The organism is Enterobacter cloacae complex sp. HYC074_NIDB (assembly GCF_056673345.1).
Genome location: NZ_CP114214.1, coordinates 1,747,098 through 1,762,582 on the forward strand (window position 1 = coordinate 1,747,098; position 15,485 = coordinate 1,762,582).

Consider the following 15,485-nt stretch of genomic DNA (forward strand, 5'->3'; position numbering starts at 1 on the left):
TTAGTTACGCAGTCTTGGTGCCTGTAACTGTTTGCGGATGGTCTGAGCAAGCTCGTCCATAGTGGGTTGTTCCGGATGCTCATCCTGTAGTTCACCACTCAGCTGCGCTTCGGCAAGATAGGTATGGACAGGCTGACCATCGTCGCCCTCCATAACCACATGATACCAGGGCGCGGCGCGAAGCTCTGCGTCAACGGCCAGATCGTCTGCTGACGGTTCATCAAGGGAATACTCCGGGTCGATATCCACGACCACACCCAAATATCCGAGCAAGGTGTGGCGGACCTGCTGGCCGATACCGAATTTGCTGGCAATCATAGTCACCTCCCGGGAAACATTACATACACACTATGTGCGGGCAATATTTCTCTTTTCAAGTTACATGACGCGACAGGCAAACCCTTTCAGATACAGCCCTTCCGGGTAGGTAGCGATCACCGGGTGATCGGCGGCCTGACGGAACTGCTCTATAAATTGTACATCACGACCCGCATCTATTGCGGCATCGGCGATGATTTTTTGGAATAAATCTGTCGTCATCAGGCCAGAGCAGGAGAACGTCAGCAGTACGCCGCCCGGGTTCAGCAGCTGGATCGCCAGCATGTTAATGTCTTTATAGCCACGGCAAGCGCCCATCAGCTGGCTTTTATTTTCTACAAACTTAGGTGGGTCCATCACGATAACGTCAAATTTCTCGCCCTGGTCGCGGTATTTACGCAGCAGTTTGAACACGTCGTCGCGCACAAACTCCGCTTTGCTCAGATCCAGCTTGTTCAGCTCAACGTTCTGTTTCGCCACGTCCAGCGCTTCCTGTGAGGTGTCGACGCTCACAACCTGGGCACAGCCGCCCATCAGGGCAGAGACCGCAAAGCCGCCGGTATAAGAGAAGCAGTTCAGCACGCGCCTATCGGCAACGTACTGGCGCGTTGCCAGACGGCTGTCACGCTGGTCGAGGTAATAACCGGTCTTATGGCCGCCCTGGATATCCACCAGCAGCTTCATGCCATGCTCTTCAATAGGCAGCAGGGCAGGCGGCAGTTCGCCGGTGACCGGGCCTTGCGTCAGCTCCATGCCCTCTTTTTTACGTACCGCCACGTCGCTGCGGTCGTAAATGGCACATTCCGGGAACAGGGTTTGCAGGGCGCTAATCAGCGCGGCACGCTGGTATTCCGCCCCGGCGCTCAGCAGCTGCAACACCAGGAAATTGCCGAAGCGGTCAATGGTCACGCCCGGCAGCCCGTCGGACTCTCCGGCAATCAGACGATAGCTGTCCAGCCCGTCACGCTTTGCCAGCCACTCACGCCACTGCTTCGCCTGTTGCAGACGACGGACAAAGAAGTCGATATCGATGGCTTCTTCTTTATCGAACGTCCAGACGCGCGCGCGGATCTGAGATGCAGGCGAGTATGCGCCGCGTGCTAACCATTTCCCCTGATGGTCAACAATATCGATGGTTTCACCGAGGCTGGCTTTACCTTCCATGCGGGCAACCGCGCCGGAAAAGACCCAGGGATGACGGCGCAGTAATGACTTCTCGCGCCCTTTGGCTAACACTAAACGTACACTCATAATTTGCTATTCTGTCGATTCCAATGAAATGGCCGCCATTTTCCCGACTTCAGTGAGGAAATGCAACGCGCCAGTCGGATAAGGAGAAGGATGATGTCAAATGTTTGCACCATTGCCTGGGTCCATGGCCTTGTACAGGGCGTCGGATTCCGCTACAGCACCCAGCGCGAAGCCCTTCAGCTCGGGCTGACGGGGTATGCGCGTAACATGGATGATGGCAGCGTGGAGGTTGTGGCCTGCGGTGAGGCGGATCGGGTTGAGAAGCTGGTGGCGTGGCTGAAAGCGGGCGGGCCGCGCAGCGCGCGGGTTGATAAGGTGCTAACGGAACCGCATCAACCCGACCGGGAATACGCTGACTTCAGTATTCGCTATTAAATGCATTTTACCGGCTTTGGCAGGCCGGCGATTTTTGTCGCCTGTTTAGCCGGGCCTTTCGGAAACAGGCGATACAGATAACGGCTGTTGCCTTTCTCTTCGCCAAATTTATTCGCCATGGCTTTGACCAGCATGCGGATAGCTGGCGACGTGTTGAATTCAAGGTAAAATTCTCGCACGAAGCGCACCACTTCCCAGTGTTCCGGGGAGAGGGTAATTCCTTCGTTATCCGCAATTTTCTCCGCCAGCGCTTCGCTCCACTGGCTGCTCTCTTTCAGATAACCGTCGTTATCGGTTTCGATCTCTTTGCCTTCAAAACTCAACATATTCATTCACGCGTTAGTCAAAAACCGCCTCAGTCTACCAAAAAAACAAAGCCCCGCATAAGCGGGGCCCTGTTCACAGCACGGTGAGTTAATCGCGGCTGGCGAAGCCCAGGATGCTCAGCAGGCTGACAAAAATGTTGTACAGCGACACATACAGGCTCACGGTGGCGCGGATATAGTTCGTCTCACCGCCGTGAATGATGTTGCTGGTTTCATACAGGATTGCGCCGGATGAAATCAGGATAAACACCGCGCTGATTGCCAGATGCAGCGCAGGCAATTGCAGGAAGATGTTCGCCAGCATACCGACCAGTACAATCACGATACCCGCCATCAGCATACCGCCAAGGAAGGACATGTCCTTACGGGTGGTCAGCACGTAGGCCGAGCAGCAGAAGAACACCAGCGCGGTACCGCCCAGCGCCATACCAATCACGTCGCCCATTCCGGCAGACAGATAGGCATTCAGGATTGGCCCCAGAATGTAGCCCAGGAAGCCGGTAAAGGCGAACGCGGAGAGAATCCCCACCGGTTTATCCGCGGTTTTGTAGGTCAGGAACATCAGACCGTACATACCCACCAGCGTCAGGATCAGGCCTGGAGAAGGCAGCATCAGTACGGTGCTGGCCGTTGCGGTGATCGCCGAAAACGCCAGCGTCAGGCTGAGCATGAAATAGGTATTGCGCAGCACCTTATGGGTGCTGAGTAGCGATGTGCGGTCGCGTGAAGAAGTAATTATACGATCCATGAGTCACTCTCTTATGACAGATGTAATTAGCGCAAAGAATAGGAAACGGCGCGGCAGACGCAAAGTGGTTTTACCCATCTTTACTCAGCCCCTTAGGGATTATGCTGGTTTTTTATTCTGGCAAAGCCTTTGTACTCAGAATGAAGTGCGGTTTGTAGGGCGTATTCAGATCAACCTCTTATAGGTCACTGAAAAATATTGCGTTATTTCCCTAAGGCCGCTAAGAGTTATTTCCGGATCGTCATAAAAACAGACAATAAGGCGAAGGAAATGAAACCACAAACACGCACGCACTTTACACTCTCTTTGTTAACCGCAGGGATCCTGTGCGCCAGCACGGCAACCTGGGCGGCTAAGGTGCCGGCAGGAACCCAGCTGGCAGATAAGCAGGAACTGGTCAGGAACAACGGCAGTGAACCCGCCTCGCTCGACCCGCATAAAGTCGAAAGCGATGTCGAATTCAATATTATCAGCGATTTATTCGACGGGCTGGTCAGCGTCTCTCCGGCAGGTGAAATCCAGCCGCGCCTGGCGGAGAAATGGGAAAATAAAGACAACACCGTCTGGACGTTCCATCTGCGCCCGGGCATTACCTGGAGCGATGGAACCCCCATCACCGCGGAAGATATTGTCTGGAGCTGGCAGCGGCTGGTCGACCCGAAAACCGCCTCTCCGTATGCCAGCTATCCCGGTAGTATGCGTATCGTCAACGGCACTGATATCGCAGAAGGCAAAAAAGCGCCCGAGTCGCTGGGGGTGAAAGCCATCAATGACACCACGCTGGAAGTGACGCTCACGCAACCTAACGCCGCTTTCCTGGCGATGCTGGCTCACCCGTCTCTGGTGCCAATTGATAAAGTCCTGGTAGGCCGTTTCGGTGATAAGTGGACCAAACCGGAGCACTTCGTCAGCAGCGGGGCCTATAAACTGTCACAGTGGGTGGTTAACGAACGCATTGTGGCGGTGCGTAACCCGAAATATTGGGATAACGAACATACCGTCATTAACAAGGTGACCTATCTGCCCATTTCCTCTGAAGCTGCTGACGTTAACCGCTACAAAGCGGGCGAAATCGACATTGTCTACACGGTGCCGATCAACCAGTTTGCTCAGCTGAAGAAAACGCTGGGGAGCGAGCTGGATGTATCGCCGCAGCTTGCCACCTATTATTACGAATTCAACACCACCCGGCCGCCGTTCAACGACGCCCGCGTGCGCAAGGCGCTGAACCTGGCGCTGGATAAAGACATTATCGCCGATAAAGTATTAGGGCAGGGTCAGCGCCCGGCATGGCTCATCAGCCAGCCGGATATTGGCGGCGTCAAGCTCCAGAACCCGGATTACGCCAGCTGGCCGATGGATAAACGCATTGCCGAGGCGAAAAAGCTGCTGGCCGAAGCCGGATTTAACGACAGCCATCCGCTCAGCTTTAATCTCCTCTATAACACCTCGGAATCGCACCAGCGTATTGCCATTGCCGCCAGCTCAATGTGGAAGAAGAACCTCGGCGTGGAGGCGAAGCTGCAAAATCAGGAGTGGAAAACCATGCTTGATACCATGCACACCCATAATTTTGACGCGGTACGCTACGCCTGGATTGCCGATTACGACGATGCGGCAACCTTCCTGAACAACTTCCGTACCGGGGACAGCCAAAACACCACTCAGTACAGCAATCCGGACTACGATCGGGCACTGGTGAACGCGGCGAAATCGAAAACGGCAGAGGAGCGCGGTAAATTCTACCAGCAGGCAGAAGATCTGCTGGGACGCGATGTCCCGGCGATCCCTGTTTATCATTACGTGCGCACGCACCTGGTGAAACCGTGGGTAGGGGGCTTCACGCCAGACAAGCTCGGGTACTACTACACCAAAGATATGTACATCAAAAAGCACTAACGATCCGCGGTGGATATTATGCTGTCAAAACGGCCAATCTGTCGTCTATTCAACCGATTAAACGCAATTTGGCTATTTTTAAAGCGAACGAATGCGCGCACTCTTTACAGCGCGCGGTGAGGTGTTTATAGTTCGCCTCACTTAGGAAGCGTGGCCGAGCGGTTGAAGGCACCGGTCTTGAAAACCGGCGACCCGAAAGGGTTCTAGAGTTCGAATCTCTACGCTTCCGCCAAATTCGAAACCCCTGCGATAGCAATATCGCAGGGGTTTTTGCTTTTGCGCCAGTCTTCCGTCATGCCACCATGTTGTAGCTTATCGTGATCCCGGCGTCGGCCTTGCAGACCTGAGCTTTTACGCACCAGGTGTCCTCGATGTTTACCGGCGTCAGAACCGCTTCGGGCGCGCCCGTGGCGGCGATCTGCCCGGCCTTCAGGAGGATCAGACGCTGGCAATAATTGGCTGCAAGATTGAGATCGTGCAGTGCAACCACCACCGTAAGCGGCAGCTGTGAAACGAGCCGCATCAGCTCCAGCTGGTGCTGAATGTCCAGGTGGTTTGTCGGTTCATCGAGCAACAGCACCTGCGGCTGCTGGGCCAGCGCGCGGGCTATCTGGCTTCGCTGGCGCTCTCCGCCAGACAAAGAGTGCCATCGCCGCTGGCGTAAGCGGCATAACTGCATCAGGCCAATCGCCTGCTCAACCGCAGCCTCATCGTCGCGCGAGGTTCTCTGGAATGTTTTCCGGTAGGGCGTACGCCCCAGTCTGACAATGTCCTCAACGGTCAGTTCTCCGTCGACCTCAGCATGTTGCGGGACAAACGCCATGTGCTGCGCGCGTTTTTTCAGCGGCATCATGCCGAGCGTTGTGCCATTAAGCGCCACGCGTTCGCTGAGTCGTGGAAACAGCCCGGCGAGACAGCGCAGCAGCGTCGACTTGCCCGAGCCGTTTGGCCCTAACAGGCCGATAATCTGCCCGGATGGCAGGTCGAGATCGATATTCTTAAGCACCGTCTGCGCTTGTCGGGTTACGGTTAACCCGGCCACAGTAATATTCATGGATGCTCCTTTCGGTTTTGATAAAGCAACGCCACAAAGACGGGGGCGCCCACCAGCGCAGTCACCACCCCGATGGGGAGAACCTGGTGCACAATCAGCGTGCGTGAGACGATATCGGCGAGGATCATAAAGTGGGCGCCGATAAGAAACGTCAGCGGGATCGAGCGACGATGGCCCGGCCCGCATAGCATGCGCGTCACATGGGGAATGACCAGCCCGACAAACCCCACTGCGCCGGTGGCGCTCACCAGCGTTGCGGTAACAATGGCACAGGTCAGCAATAAGACAATACGCACGGCGGTAACCGGGATCCCCAGCGTGGTGGAGACCTCATCCCCGAAGGTGAAGGTGTCCAGCGCCCGTGAAAAGAGCAATACCACCAGTAAACCCGCCAGCGTAACGGCCAGCGCCAGCAGCGCGTCAGGCCAGCGCACGCCGCTCAGACTTCCCAGCAGCCAGAACATGACGCTACGGGACTGCTCGGCATTGGCGGACGTGCTGACGACGTACGCGGTCATGGCGTTGAAGAGCTGGGTGCCCGCAATGCCAGCCAGCAAAATGCGCGACGGGCTTTCACTCATCCCGTTTGTTATCACCATGATGAGCGCAAAGGCGGCGCACGAGCCGACAAACGCACCGCTGCTCACGCCAATCACGCTTCCCCCCATGCCGAGAAGCATCACGCAGACGGCCCCCAGCGAGGCGCCCGCGGAAATCCCCAGCAGATAAGGCTCAGCCAGAGGGTTACGCAGGATCGACTGTAACACCAACCCGCACAACGCCAGGCCGCCGCCGTTGCACGCGGCCATTACTGCCCGGCTCATGCGATATTGCCAGACGATACCTTCCTCCGTTTGCGGCAACGCATAAGAGGTCAAACCCAGTCCGTTGAGGATCGCTTTCCCGGTACTGGCATACGACACCGGCATATCCCCGATACTGGCGGCAAAGACCAGCATCAGCGGCAGCGCCATGGCACCTGCTGCCAGTAAACCCTGCTGGCGGCGGTCAAAAGCGAAATGACTCATTGTTCATCCTGGAAAGAAGCCAGCCGATCGCTGATAAGCTCAACCGCATCGACGTTACGCAATGAAGGGTTTAACGACATCGCTGGCACCACGATGATGTGGTTGTTCCTGACCGCAGGCATGTTCTTTGTCACCGGGTCACTGCGCAAGAACGCTTTTTTTACCTCAACCTCATCGGCAGGATAGAGCCTGCGCGACATCCCGGCGATAACAATCACGTCCGGCTGCGATCGGGCAATATGTTCCCACGTTACAGCGGGCCATTCGTCGTGAGAGTCAATAATGTTCTTCAACCCCAGCGTGCGGCTAATCCAGCCAGGCGCGCCGTAATTCCCCGCCACCCAGGGATCGCCATTCAGACGGCTGCTGGAGAACCAGAATACGACGCTAAGTTGTTTCGCGGAGGCGCGCGCCTGGGCCTTTTTAATACGCTCCGCCAGCGCACGATTGAGCTGCTCACCTCGCGCGGAAACATCAAAAATCGTCGCCAGATCTGTCACTTCCCGCGTAATTTCCGCCAGTGAAAACGGCGCGCTACGTGCTCCGTCTGCGTTTGAGGTTTCCGTTACCGTTTTATCCGTGCAGTCGGCAGGGGAGATCCACGTATTAATCCCCAGCGACGCAAACTGTTCACGGGTTCCCACTTCTCCCTGCGGACCAATGTGCCAGTGATACTGCGCGAGAACGAGTTCAGGTTTCTGCCCTACCACGGCCTCAAAGGAGGGGGAATTATCCGCAAGCCGGGGGAGGTTTTTCCCGGCATCCTCCAGCGTGGGTGGCAGCGTGCCGAACCAGACTGACGTCGCGGCGATGGTTTTCTCCAGCCCCAGTGCGAGCAGTAATTCTGTTTCATGCTGACCCACGGTCACGACGCGCTGAGGAGCCTGCGTAAAGGTCTGCTTTACGCCGCAATTTTCAATCGTGAGAGGCCAGGTGGTTGCGGCGAAAGCGGCAGGTGCCATGGAGAGCAGTGAAGCCAGAAATAACCCTTTTTTAAGTAACATAGAACGCTATCCGAAATTATTATGTTATAACATAATACATATATTGCGATTGAGAGCAACACGCTCACCGTCGCTTGTTGCAGAAACGAAAGGCTGGACTATTCTCAACATACCCACCTGGCATTCGCGGGTTGCCTGAAAAATAACAAGATTTCTGACCTGGGGGAGTGAGGATGAAAAAGATCCTGCTCGCGTTTGCGTTCTGTTTTGCCGCCCTGAGCGCCTTCTCATCGTATGCCGCAGAGCCCCGCCAGGCGCCTACGGAGCAGGAGCGCGCCCGAACGGTCTATATCTTCCATCAGCCCATCGTCATGCTACAGGCGAAATTTGGCCTGACCACGCCGGAAGAGCGCGTTTTACGCATCCGCAACACCCTGCGCAATTTTACCGAGGCGGATGTGCGTGAGCCGCTCAGCATCGTCCCCGTGACCCGCTATAACCAGCAGGGACGGCTGATAGTGATGAACGGTAAACCTGTGATGCTGCTGACGGAAGGGGATTTGGACGAAGGGGACGATCTTACCCTCGATCAGGCCGCACAGCGCGTGCTGGCGCGCATGGAAGCGCAGAGGATGGCGCTGCGCGATCAATACGATTCCGGCTGGCTGGCGCTGTCGACGGTAAAAGCTGCCGCTGGCCTGCTGGCGCTGTTGCTGCTCTGCTACGGCGCGTGGCGATCCTGGCGCTGGTTCCGGCGCGTCTACCGTCGGCGTATTGTGGAGAATCGCAGCCGGGTGCCGCAAAGCTGGCGGCGGTACATTGGCGCCATTGAGATTCGGCTTTACGCCTTGCTGATGTTCCTGCTGGGGTTGATCGGCTTTTACGTCTGGCTGAGCTGGGCATTCAGTCTGTTTCCGTGGACGCGGGTGTGGGGCACGTCGCTGGGAGACTGGACGCTTCGCGTGGTGCAGCAAATCGCCCTGGCGATTGTCTCGGCCTTGCCGGGGCTGACGATTGTTCTGATCATTTTCCTCATTACCGCTTTTATTCTGAAGCTTCTTAAGATGGTGCTGAATCAGGTGGAGGCTGGTCGTCTGCAACTTCCCGGCGTACATCCGGAAACCGTGGGGGCTACCCGTAAGCTCATTTCCGTTGCCGTCTGGCTATTTGCTCTCTCCGCCGCCTGGCCGTTTCTTCCCGGTGCAAACTCGCTGGCGTTTAAAGGTATTAGCGTCTTCTTTGGACTGATGTTAACGCTGGGCTCGGCAGGGGTAATGAACCATGCCATGAGCGGTCTGGTCCTGATTTACTCCCGCGCGCTGCGCAAAGGCGATGTCATTCGGGTAGCGGATAACGAAGGCAAGGTCAGTGAAATTGGCATGCTGGCGACCAAAATTATTACCCGGGAAAATTATGTCGTTACCGTGCCCAACGCGGTGGTGGTGAGCGGTAAGATCACCAATCTGAGCGCGCTACAGCCCGATGGCAGCCTCAATCTGACGGTCAGCGTCACTATCGGTTATGACACCCCATGGCGTCAGGTGCATGCCATGCTGGAGCTGGCCGCGAAACGGGCAAAAGGGATTGACCTTTCCGAGCCGCCGCTGGTGCGCCAGTTAGGGTTAATGGACTGGTATATCGCTTACGAATTGCAGGTCCGCCTGCTGCCCGATCAGTCCCTCGCGGTTGCCCGCAATGAACTGCATAGCCAGATACAGGATGTGTTTAACGAATTTAACGTGCAGATCATGTCCCCGAATTTTGTTATGCAGCCAGAGGGCAGCGTGATGGTTGTCAAAGAGAACTGGTATACCGCGCCAGCCAAACCCCCTCAGGGCGAAACGTGACGGCCCGGTTTTTCCGTGGCAAGGCAAAATGTTACAGCTTTTAATCGACGATCGCCGATTTTACACGGGTCATCGCCAGAATGTTTTTTGAGCGCATATTTAATTTCTCGAGGATCCTCACGCGGTAGGTGCTGGTCGTTTTTTGTGACAATTGCAGCTTTTTCGCGATCTCATGGTTTTCCAAATGAAACAGCTTCAGCACGTCATATTCGCGTCGCGTAAAGGAGTGTGTTCTGAGCGCCCGGTAAAAGCGCATCAGCTGCTGAAAAGGGTGAGCAGTAAAATGCATCGACGAATAGATAATATTATCGATTCTCACTGCGCGGTTGGCTTCTATCTCATGCATCAGGACAATGTAATCACGCTTAACTTTTTTGACCTGCCGAATGGTTTTATTGCGTAACTTATCCTGTTCAATCGCAATGATAAAATCCATCGCCTGATCGACCCCATCAAGATCGTGAATATCCGCGTCATCGCGAATCAAATGGGTTGATGTCAGGGAGCTTGATACACCATGGCAAAGGTAATAGTTATCACTGATAAATAAAAAATTCATAATCGTCGTTAAACAAAGTCATGGCTAATCTCTTATCGTAGTGATCCACGGTTAATGGGTGTTGTGCGAAAAAGAGTCTAAATGACCACCCGCGAATCTAATAAACGTTATGAATGTAAAAATAAATGTTTACATTTTAACCAGTCGATGACGAAGAAATCAGCGGGACGGAAGGGGAGGACGGAAGACGTGTAATGTTATGCAAATTCGTGCTTTACATCATGCTCAGAGATGTTTATAGTGCGCCTCACTTTGGAAGCGTGGCCGAGCGGTTGAAGGCACCGGTCTTGAAAACCGGCGACCCGAAAGGGTTCTAGAGTTCGAATCTCTACGCTTCCGCCAAATTCGAAAACCCTGCGATAGCAATATCGCAGGGTTTTTTCGTTATTCCAGCCCCAGCGTATACTGCGCAATTTTGAAGTAGATAATCAGCCCGGTGCCGTCGATTAGCGTGGCGATAAACGGTGCGGAGACCACCGCTGGGTCGATTTTGCAGCGTTTCAGTACCATCGGGATCACCGACGAGACGATGGCGCTCCACAGCGTAATGCAGACCAGCGTCAGGCTGACGATGAGCGTGATTTCCATCCCAATGCCCATCATCCAGGCGCGAACGCAACCCGCCAGACCCAGCGTGGCGGCAATCATTAACGAGGTGCTCATCTCTTTGCGCAGCACGCGACCCACATCGCGAAGGTGGACTTCACCCAGCGCCATGGCGCGCACCAGCGTCGAGGTGATCTGCGTCCCGCTGTTTCCGCCGGTGCCAATCAGCAGCGGAATAAAGAACGCCAGCGCAATGGCGGATTCCAGCGCCTCTTCAAAATGCTGGATCACCGAGCTGGTATACGCTTCCGCGACAAACAGCAGCAGCAGCCAGACGGAGCGTTTCTTCCACAGGCTGAAGGCGCTGGTTTCCAGATAGGGCTTCTCCAGCGGCAGCGTCGCCCCCTGAAGCTGGGCATCTTCAGTAACGTCATCTTCCAGCAGATGGGCGATTTCACGCTCGGTAAGGCAGCCCACCAGCTTGCCGTGGGTCACCACCGGCACTACATCCGCACCCGCATGCGCCAGCAGCCCGGCGACATCCGCCCGCTCATCTTCCGGTTTGAGCTGAATAAAATCCGATATCATCAACCCCTTAACGGGCTGCACGGTGTCGGTGGCCTGCAACAATTTGCGTACGGCGATCAAACCCGCGAGGCGACCGTTATCTTCGATAAAAATATGCGACGGAATATCATCATCTTTTAATTTTTCAAAGAACTGCTCGCGTGCCAGAGCCACGCATAATGAAATATCAATAACGATAAAATCGGTATTCATATATTGCGCGATGGCGCTGTCATTGAAAGCCAGGTTTTGGTTGTGAATAGCGTAAGACATAGTAAATTCCCTTTGAATAATAAAATCTCTCAGGGGCGAGCAAGACAGGGCATGTCGGAAAGGAGATCCCCACGTCCTGGGTTCAGCACTGTACACCGTATCCCGCAAGGGAAGTTATACTGACAAAGCCTTGATTCGACAGTGCCTGTTTTACCCTGTGCCGGTTCTCTCGAACCCACCAGAGCGATAACGTTTATTTGTACAGGAGCCTCGCCATAACGAGATCGTTGTAAAACGAGAGGGATAATACGCTTATTTAAAACTGCTGCTGAGGAATTTTAATAATGTTGAAGAACGGTTTAAATGAATAGTATTAAACGCATGTTGAGGTTTTATTTAACTGTTTTCTTTTTAAATGGAGAATTCATTTGTTACCGGAGAGAGTAAAATGGCATGGCTGGACACGCTGCTGGATCATTTTGCGCATTATCCGACGCATCTGTTCGCGCTGCTCGTTGTTATGGCGTTGAGTAAATCGACGGTGCTGGTCTCCTCGGTGCTGCCGCCCGCATCGGTCATGCTGATGGCGGGGATCGCCGTCAGCCAGTCGAGTCTGCATCCCGGAATGACGTGGCTGGCGGTGGTGATGGGCGCTACGGCAGGTTCGGTGCTGAATTACCATATCGGCCAGCTGATGGGGCATACCCGGCTGGTGTCACGCCTCACCGCAAAACATGCCGATAAGATTCTGCGGGTACAGCATCAGCTGCAAAAGAACGGCGTAGTCGCGCTGTTCACGTCGCGTTTCCTGGCGGTGCTGCGTTATATCGTGCCGCTGGCGGCCGGCATGCTCAGGATGAGCGCGATGAAGGTTTACGTCGTTAGCCTGCTGTCAGCCTGCGCATGGGCGGCGCTGTATGTCGGCATCGTCACCGGCATCAGCATCTGAACGTATTCATCAGTTTGAGAAATGCTTCCCGAAAAAACGGTCACCAGTCTGTCACACTCAGCGTAACGATAAAAACGCATGAGGAAAAAGGGATGAGAAAAGCACTACTCGCTGTCGCCGTGGCAGGAACGCTTTCAGTGACGTTTGGGGCGCAGGCACAGGACACGCCGGATGGCTATCAGCTGGAACAGGTGCTCATCATGAGCCGCCACAACCTGCGCGCGCCGCTTGCCAATAACGGCAGCGTGCTGGAGCAGTCCACGCCGAAGCAGTGGCCGGAGTGGGACGTCCCGGGTGGACAGCTCACCACCAAAGGTGGCGTACTGGAAGTGTATATGGGTCACTATATGCGCGAGTGGCTGGCAGAGCAGGGGATGGTGAAGACGGGTGAATGCCCGCCAGCGGATACCGTCTATGCCTACGCCAACAGCCTCCAGCGCACCGTGGCGACCGCGCAGTTCTTTATCACCGGCGCGTTCCCCGGGTGCGATGTTCCTGTGCATCATCAGGAAAAAATGGGCACCATGGACCCCACCTTCAATCCGGTCATTACCGATAACTCCCCTGAGTTTCGCGAGAAAGCGCTGAAAGCGATGGAGACGGAACGGCAGAAAATGCATCTGGATGAAAGCTACAAACTGCTGGAACAGCTGACAAACTACAGCGAATCGCCGTCCTGCAAGGAGAAAAAAGTCTGCTCCCTGACGGAGGCGAAAGATACCTTCAGCGCCGATTATGAAAAAGAGCCGGGCGTCTCCGGGCCGCTGAAGGTGGGTAACTCGCTGGTGGATGCGTTCACGCTACAGTATTACGAAGGCTTCCCGACAGACCAGGTGGCCTGGGGGGAAATCAAAACCGATCAGCAGTGGCGCGTGCTGTCGAAGCTGAAAAACGGCTATCAGGACTCGCTGTTTACGTCGAAGGAGGTAGCGCAGAACGTGGCTAAACCGCTGGTGAAGTACATTGATAAAGCGCTGGTGACCGACCAGGCAAAAGCGCCAAAAATCACCCTGCTGGTAGGGCACGACTCTAACATCGCCTCGCTGCTGACCGCGCTGGACTTCAGGCCTTATCAGCTGCACGACCAGCAGGAAAGAACCCCGATTGGCGGTAAAATTGTCTTCCAGCGCTGGCATGATAAAAACACTAACCAGGAGCTGATGAAAATTGAGTATGTTTACCAGAGTTCAGATCAGCTGCGTAACGCCAGCGTACTGTCGCTGCAATCCCCTGCGCAGCGCGTGACGCTGGAGCTGAAGGGCTGTCCGGTGGATGGCAACGGCTTCTGTCCTGTCGATAAATTCAATGCGGTGATGGATAACGCGGCGAAATAGAAAATACCCCCCCGCGTGGGCGGGGGGAACGTTCAGACGTTTTTACGTTCGATGGTTTGCTCGCCCCAGAACAGCGAGTCTTTGTCGGTTTTTTCGAAGGCGCGAACCAGCACTTCATCGTTGCCTTCTTCCCAAATCTGCTCAGCCAGCTTTTCGTCATAATTGGCGACTTCAAAGATGGCTTCGGCAATCTCCGGAGAGGTATTGCGTAAACTTGCCCATTCGCCCACGTGGTGAGCTTTGGATTCTTGAGTTGGCATACTTGTCCTCCTGTTAGGTTAGCCGTTCAGTTTTTTGGCAAGACCCGCGACGTATTCACCCTGATAGCGGGCGATTGAAAGTTCTTCATTGCTTGGCTGACGTGAACCATCCCCACCGGCAATCGTTGTTGCGCCATAGGGCGTACCACCACGGACCTGGGAGACATCAAACAGTTCCTGCGCGCCGTAGCCAATCGGCACAATGACCATCCCATGATGCGCAAGCGTTGTCCAGGTGGAAGTGATCGTCTGCTCCTGGCCGCCGCCCGTGCCGGTAGAGCTGAACACGCTGGCCAGCTTGCCGTATAACGCGCCGGAGGCCCAGAGCCCGCCCGTCTGGTCGAGGAAGGTGCGCATCTGGCCGGACATATTGCCGAAGCGGGTCGGGGTGCCGAAGATAATGGCATCATAGTCCGCGAGCTCCTGCGGGGTGGCGACCGGGGCGTTTTGTGTTTTCCCCCCGGCTTTGGCGAAGGCTTCCGCCTGCATGGTTTCCGGTACGCGTTTAACCACGACCTCAACGCCGTCTACTCTGTTTGCGCCTTCTGCTACTGCGTGAGCCATGGTTTCAATGTGTCCATACATGGAATAATAGAGCACCAGAACTTTTGCCATTTTGCATCACTCCTCGTTGGTTTTTCTTACAGCGGATCGCTGCGTTCCTTTAAAGATATGACATCACAGCCAGACTGCAAAAATGAACGGCATTTCTTTGATATATAACAATATCTTTTCGTTACGTGCTTTGTAGCAAAATGAAACAACTTTCGCGGCGCGGATTTTTCAAAATATAAGAATGGCTTATGAATGACTTCCTCAATATTTCATACGAAAGGCTGAGATCATGTTGCAGAATATTACCTCTCGCTTGCCGGATAGCCGCATTACACTAAGCTTAGTTTCACGCGGCACAGATAAAGGCACTGTCCTTGAGCCGCGAGGTGAAAGAATCCTCTTTTACTGAATGCAATATGATGTCTAATGTTTCACACTCTGGAGGTTAGAGATGGCAAACCATCGTGGTGGTTCAGGTAATTTCGCTGAAGACCGTGAAAGAGCATCAGAAGCAGGTCGTAAAGGTGGCCAGTCTAGCGGGGGCAACTTTAAAAACGACCCTCAGCGCGCATCAGAGGCTGGTAAAAAAGGGGGTAAAAATAGCCACGGCAGCAACAAGTAGTACGCCGGGTTAACTCTCTGCCGCCGGGTTTCCCGGCGGTTTTTTTATGTCTGCTACATTGAACTGTCATCAAAGGCATCGCACACTACA

At 54.7% G+C, this 15,485-nt stretch carries 17 protein-coding genes, 2 tRNA genes and 1 riboswitch; of the genes, 8 read left to right on the forward strand and 11 right to left on the reverse strand.

The features are described from left to right. Together hspQ and rlmI are read right to left on the reverse strand one after the other, a co-directional pair. Positions 1-318, reverse strand: coding sequence for a heat shock protein HspQ (gene hspQ, locus O1724_RS08475; RefSeq protein ID WP_003858136.1), 318 nt, complete (start codon positions 316-318; stop codon positions 1-3). A gap of 60 nt (positions 319-378) precedes the next feature. Then, positions 379-1,569 carry a 23S rRNA (cytosine(1962)-C(5))-methyltransferase RlmI gene (gene rlmI / locus O1724_RS08480; protein WP_126296703.1) on the reverse strand — a complete coding sequence of 397 codons (1,191 nt, stop codon included), beginning with the start codon at positions 1,567-1,569 and terminating at the stop codon, positions 379-381. 93 nt (positions 1,570-1,662) lie between these two features. On the opposite strand from rlmI, the gene yccX reads away from it, so the two are divergent. Beyond that, a complete protein-coding gene (gene yccX / locus O1724_RS08485) occupies positions 1,663-1,944 on the forward strand; it encodes an acylphosphatase (RefSeq protein WP_017693676.1) in 282 nt (93 codons plus the stop codon). Here the strand turns inward: yccX and tusE are convergent. Continuing rightward, complete coding sequence (gene tusE, locus O1724_RS08490; protein WP_032610197.1) at positions 1,941-2,270, reverse strand: sulfurtransferase TusE; 330 nt, start codon at positions 2,268-2,270, stop codon at positions 1,941-1,943. The two genes, yccX and tusE, sit on opposite strands and share 4 nt — an antisense overlap. Before the next feature lie 88 nt (positions 2,271-2,358). Beyond that, positions 2,359-3,018, reverse strand: a complete 660-nt coding sequence (gene yccA / locus O1724_RS08495) for an FtsH protease modulator YccA (RefSeq protein ID WP_003858127.1) — start codon at positions 3,016-3,018, stop codon at positions 2,359-2,361. 270 nt (positions 3,019-3,288) lie between these two features. On the opposite strand from yccA, the gene O1724_RS08500 reads away from it, so the two are divergent. Continuing rightward, positions 3,289-4,917 (forward strand): ABC transporter substrate-binding protein, encoded by a 1,629-nt coding sequence (locus O1724_RS08500; RefSeq protein WP_023324418.1) that lies wholly within the window; start codon positions 3,289-3,291, stop codon positions 4,915-4,917. Between the two features lie 144 nt (positions 4,918-5,061). After that, positions 5,062-5,149, forward strand: a tRNA-Ser gene (locus O1724_RS08505). A gap of 60 nt (positions 5,150-5,209) precedes the next feature. Here the strand turns inward: O1724_RS08505 and O1724_RS08510 are convergent. Genes O1724_RS08510 through O1724_RS08520 form a run of 3 tightly spaced genes read right to left on the reverse strand, consistent with a single transcriptional unit; the run spans position 5,210 to position 8,003 of the window. Continuing rightward, positions 5,210-5,971, reverse strand: a complete 762-nt coding sequence (locus O1724_RS08510) for an ABC transporter ATP-binding protein (protein WP_045324465.1) — start codon at positions 5,969-5,971, stop codon at positions 5,210-5,212. Continuing rightward, the gene (locus tag O1724_RS08515) at positions 5,968-6,999 is read right to left on the reverse strand and encodes a FecCD family ABC transporter permease (protein ID WP_032608974.1); all 1,032 of its coding nucleotides are present in this window, start codon (positions 6,997-6,999) and stop codon (positions 5,968-5,970) included. Before O1724_RS08515 ends, O1724_RS08510 begins: the two co-directional genes overlap by 4 nt. After that, entirely contained in the window at positions 6,996-8,003 is a 1,008-nt protein-coding gene (locus tag O1724_RS08520; protein ID WP_022650752.1) for an ABC transporter substrate-binding protein, read from the reverse strand. The genes O1724_RS08515 and O1724_RS08520 overlap by 4 nt, the downstream gene beginning before the upstream one ends. A gap of 173 nt (positions 8,004-8,176) precedes the next feature. On the opposite strand from O1724_RS08520, the gene O1724_RS08525 reads away from it, so the two are divergent. Continuing rightward, on the forward strand, positions 8,177-9,790 hold the full coding sequence (locus O1724_RS08525; RefSeq protein ID WP_003858118.1) for a mechanosensitive ion channel family protein: 1,614 nt from the start codon (positions 8,177-8,179) through the stop codon (positions 9,788-9,790). Between the two features lie 40 nt (positions 9,791-9,830). Here the strand turns inward: O1724_RS08525 and O1724_RS08530 are convergent, their stop codons facing one another. Continuing rightward, on the reverse strand, positions 9,831-10,349 hold the full coding sequence (locus O1724_RS08530) for a LuxR C-terminal-related transcriptional regulator (protein ID WP_003858117.1): 519 nt from the start codon (positions 10,347-10,349) through the stop codon (positions 9,831-9,833). A 254-nt stretch (positions 10,350-10,603) separates the two neighbouring features. On the opposite strand from O1724_RS08530, the gene O1724_RS08535 reads away from it, so the two are divergent. Next, positions 10,604-10,691, forward strand: a tRNA-Ser gene (locus tag O1724_RS08535). Positions 10,692-10,733: 42 nt separating this feature from the next. Here O1724_RS08535 and O1724_RS08540 read toward each other — a convergent pair. After that, positions 10,734-11,735, reverse strand: a complete 1,002-nt coding sequence (locus tag O1724_RS08540) for a magnesium transporter (RefSeq protein ID WP_003858115.1) — start codon at positions 11,733-11,735, stop codon at positions 10,734-10,736. A gap of 60 nt (positions 11,736-11,795) precedes the next feature. After that, positions 11,796-11,965: riboswitch (M-box (ykoK) riboswitch) on the reverse strand. Between the two features lie 158 nt (positions 11,966-12,123). On the opposite strand from O1724_RS08540, the gene O1724_RS08545 reads away from it, so the two are divergent. Both O1724_RS08545 and agp read left to right on the forward strand, forming a co-directional pair. Further along, the gene (locus tag O1724_RS08545) at positions 12,124-12,624 is read left to right on the forward strand and encodes a DedA family protein (protein ID WP_003858113.1); all 501 of its coding nucleotides are present in this window, start codon (positions 12,124-12,126) and stop codon (positions 12,622-12,624) included. A 92-nt stretch (positions 12,625-12,716) separates the two neighbouring features. Further along, positions 12,717-13,958 (forward strand): bifunctional glucose-1-phosphatase/inositol phosphatase, encoded by a 1,242-nt coding sequence (gene agp / locus O1724_RS08550; RefSeq protein WP_058663368.1) that lies wholly within the window; start codon positions 12,717-12,719, stop codon positions 13,956-13,958. Between the two features lie 32 nt (positions 13,959-13,990). Here agp and O1724_RS08555 read toward each other — a convergent pair whose 3' ends face one another. Next, complete coding sequence (locus O1724_RS08555) at positions 13,991-14,218, reverse strand: YccJ family protein (RefSeq protein ID WP_006809324.1); 228 nt, start codon at positions 14,216-14,218, stop codon at positions 13,991-13,993. A gap of 18 nt (positions 14,219-14,236) precedes the next feature. Continuing rightward, on the reverse strand, positions 14,237-14,833 hold the full coding sequence (wrbA, locus tag O1724_RS08560) for an NAD(P)H:quinone oxidoreductase (RefSeq protein WP_006809323.1): 597 nt from the start codon (positions 14,831-14,833) through the stop codon (positions 14,237-14,239). 391 nt (positions 14,834-15,224) lie between these two features. Here wrbA and O1724_RS08565 point away from each other — a divergent pair, with 391 nt between their 5' ends. Further along, positions 15,225-15,395, forward strand: a complete 171-nt coding sequence (locus tag O1724_RS08565; protein ID WP_001273664.1) for a con-10 family general stress protein — start codon at positions 15,225-15,227, stop codon at positions 15,393-15,395. Positions 15,396-15,485 lie beyond the last annotated feature (90 nt).

What these genes read in the sequence shown, in the direction of transcription:
- O1724_RS08510 (WP_045324465.1), bottom strand. Translation starts at nt 5,971, where the DNA reads ATGAATATTACTGTGGCCGGGTTAACCGTAACCCGACAAGCGCAGACG.
- rlmI (WP_126296703.1), bottom strand. Translation starts at nt 1,569, where the DNA reads ATGAGTGTACGTTTAGTGTTAGCCAAAGGGCGCGAGAAGTCATTACTG.
- O1724_RS08545 (WP_003858113.1), top strand. Translation starts at nt 12,124, where the DNA reads ATGGCATGGCTGGACACGCTGCTGGATCATTTTGCGCATTATCCGACG.
- O1724_RS08540 (WP_003858115.1), bottom strand. Translation starts at nt 11,735, where the DNA reads ATGTCTTACGCTATTCACAACCAAAACCTGGCTTTCAATGACAGCGCC.
- hspQ (WP_003858136.1), bottom strand. Translation starts at nt 318, where the DNA reads ATGATTGCCAGCAAATTCGGTATCGGCCAGCAGGTCCGCCACACCTTG.
- O1724_RS08500 (WP_023324418.1), top strand. Translation starts at nt 3,289, where the DNA reads ATGAAACCACAAACACGCACGCACTTTACACTCTCTTTGTTAACCGCA.
- O1724_RS08530 (WP_003858117.1), bottom strand. Translation starts at nt 10,349, where the DNA reads ATGAATTTTTTATTTATCAGTGATAACTATTACCTTTGCCATGGTGTA.
- O1724_RS08525 (WP_003858118.1), top strand. Translation starts at nt 8,177, where the DNA reads ATGAAAAAGATCCTGCTCGCGTTTGCGTTCTGTTTTGCCGCCCTGAGC.
- yccA (WP_003858127.1), bottom strand. Translation starts at nt 3,018, where the DNA reads ATGGATCGTATAATTACTTCTTCACGCGACCGCACATCGCTACTCAGC.
- O1724_RS08565 (WP_001273664.1), top strand. Translation starts at nt 15,225, where the DNA reads ATGGCAAACCATCGTGGTGGTTCAGGTAATTTCGCTGAAGACCGTGAA.
- wrbA (WP_006809323.1), bottom strand. Translation starts at nt 14,833, where the DNA reads ATGGCAAAAGTTCTGGTGCTCTATTATTCCATGTATGGACACATTGAA.
- tusE (WP_032610197.1), bottom strand. Translation starts at nt 2,270, where the DNA reads ATGTTGAGTTTTGAAGGCAAAGAGATCGAAACCGATAACGACGGTTAT.
- O1724_RS08520 (WP_022650752.1), bottom strand. Translation starts at nt 8,003, where the DNA reads ATGTTACTTAAAAAAGGGTTATTTCTGGCTTCACTGCTCTCCATGGCA.
- yccX (WP_017693676.1), top strand. Translation starts at nt 1,663, where the DNA reads ATGTCAAATGTTTGCACCATTGCCTGGGTCCATGGCCTTGTACAGGGC.
- agp (WP_058663368.1), top strand. Translation starts at nt 12,717, where the DNA reads ATGAGAAAAGCACTACTCGCTGTCGCCGTGGCAGGAACGCTTTCAGTG.
- O1724_RS08555 (WP_006809324.1), bottom strand. Translation starts at nt 14,218, where the DNA reads ATGCCAACTCAAGAATCCAAAGCTCACCACGTGGGCGAATGGGCAAGT.
- O1724_RS08515 (WP_032608974.1), bottom strand. Translation starts at nt 6,999, where the DNA reads ATGAGTCATTTCGCTTTTGACCGCCGCCAGCAGGGTTTACTGGCAGCA.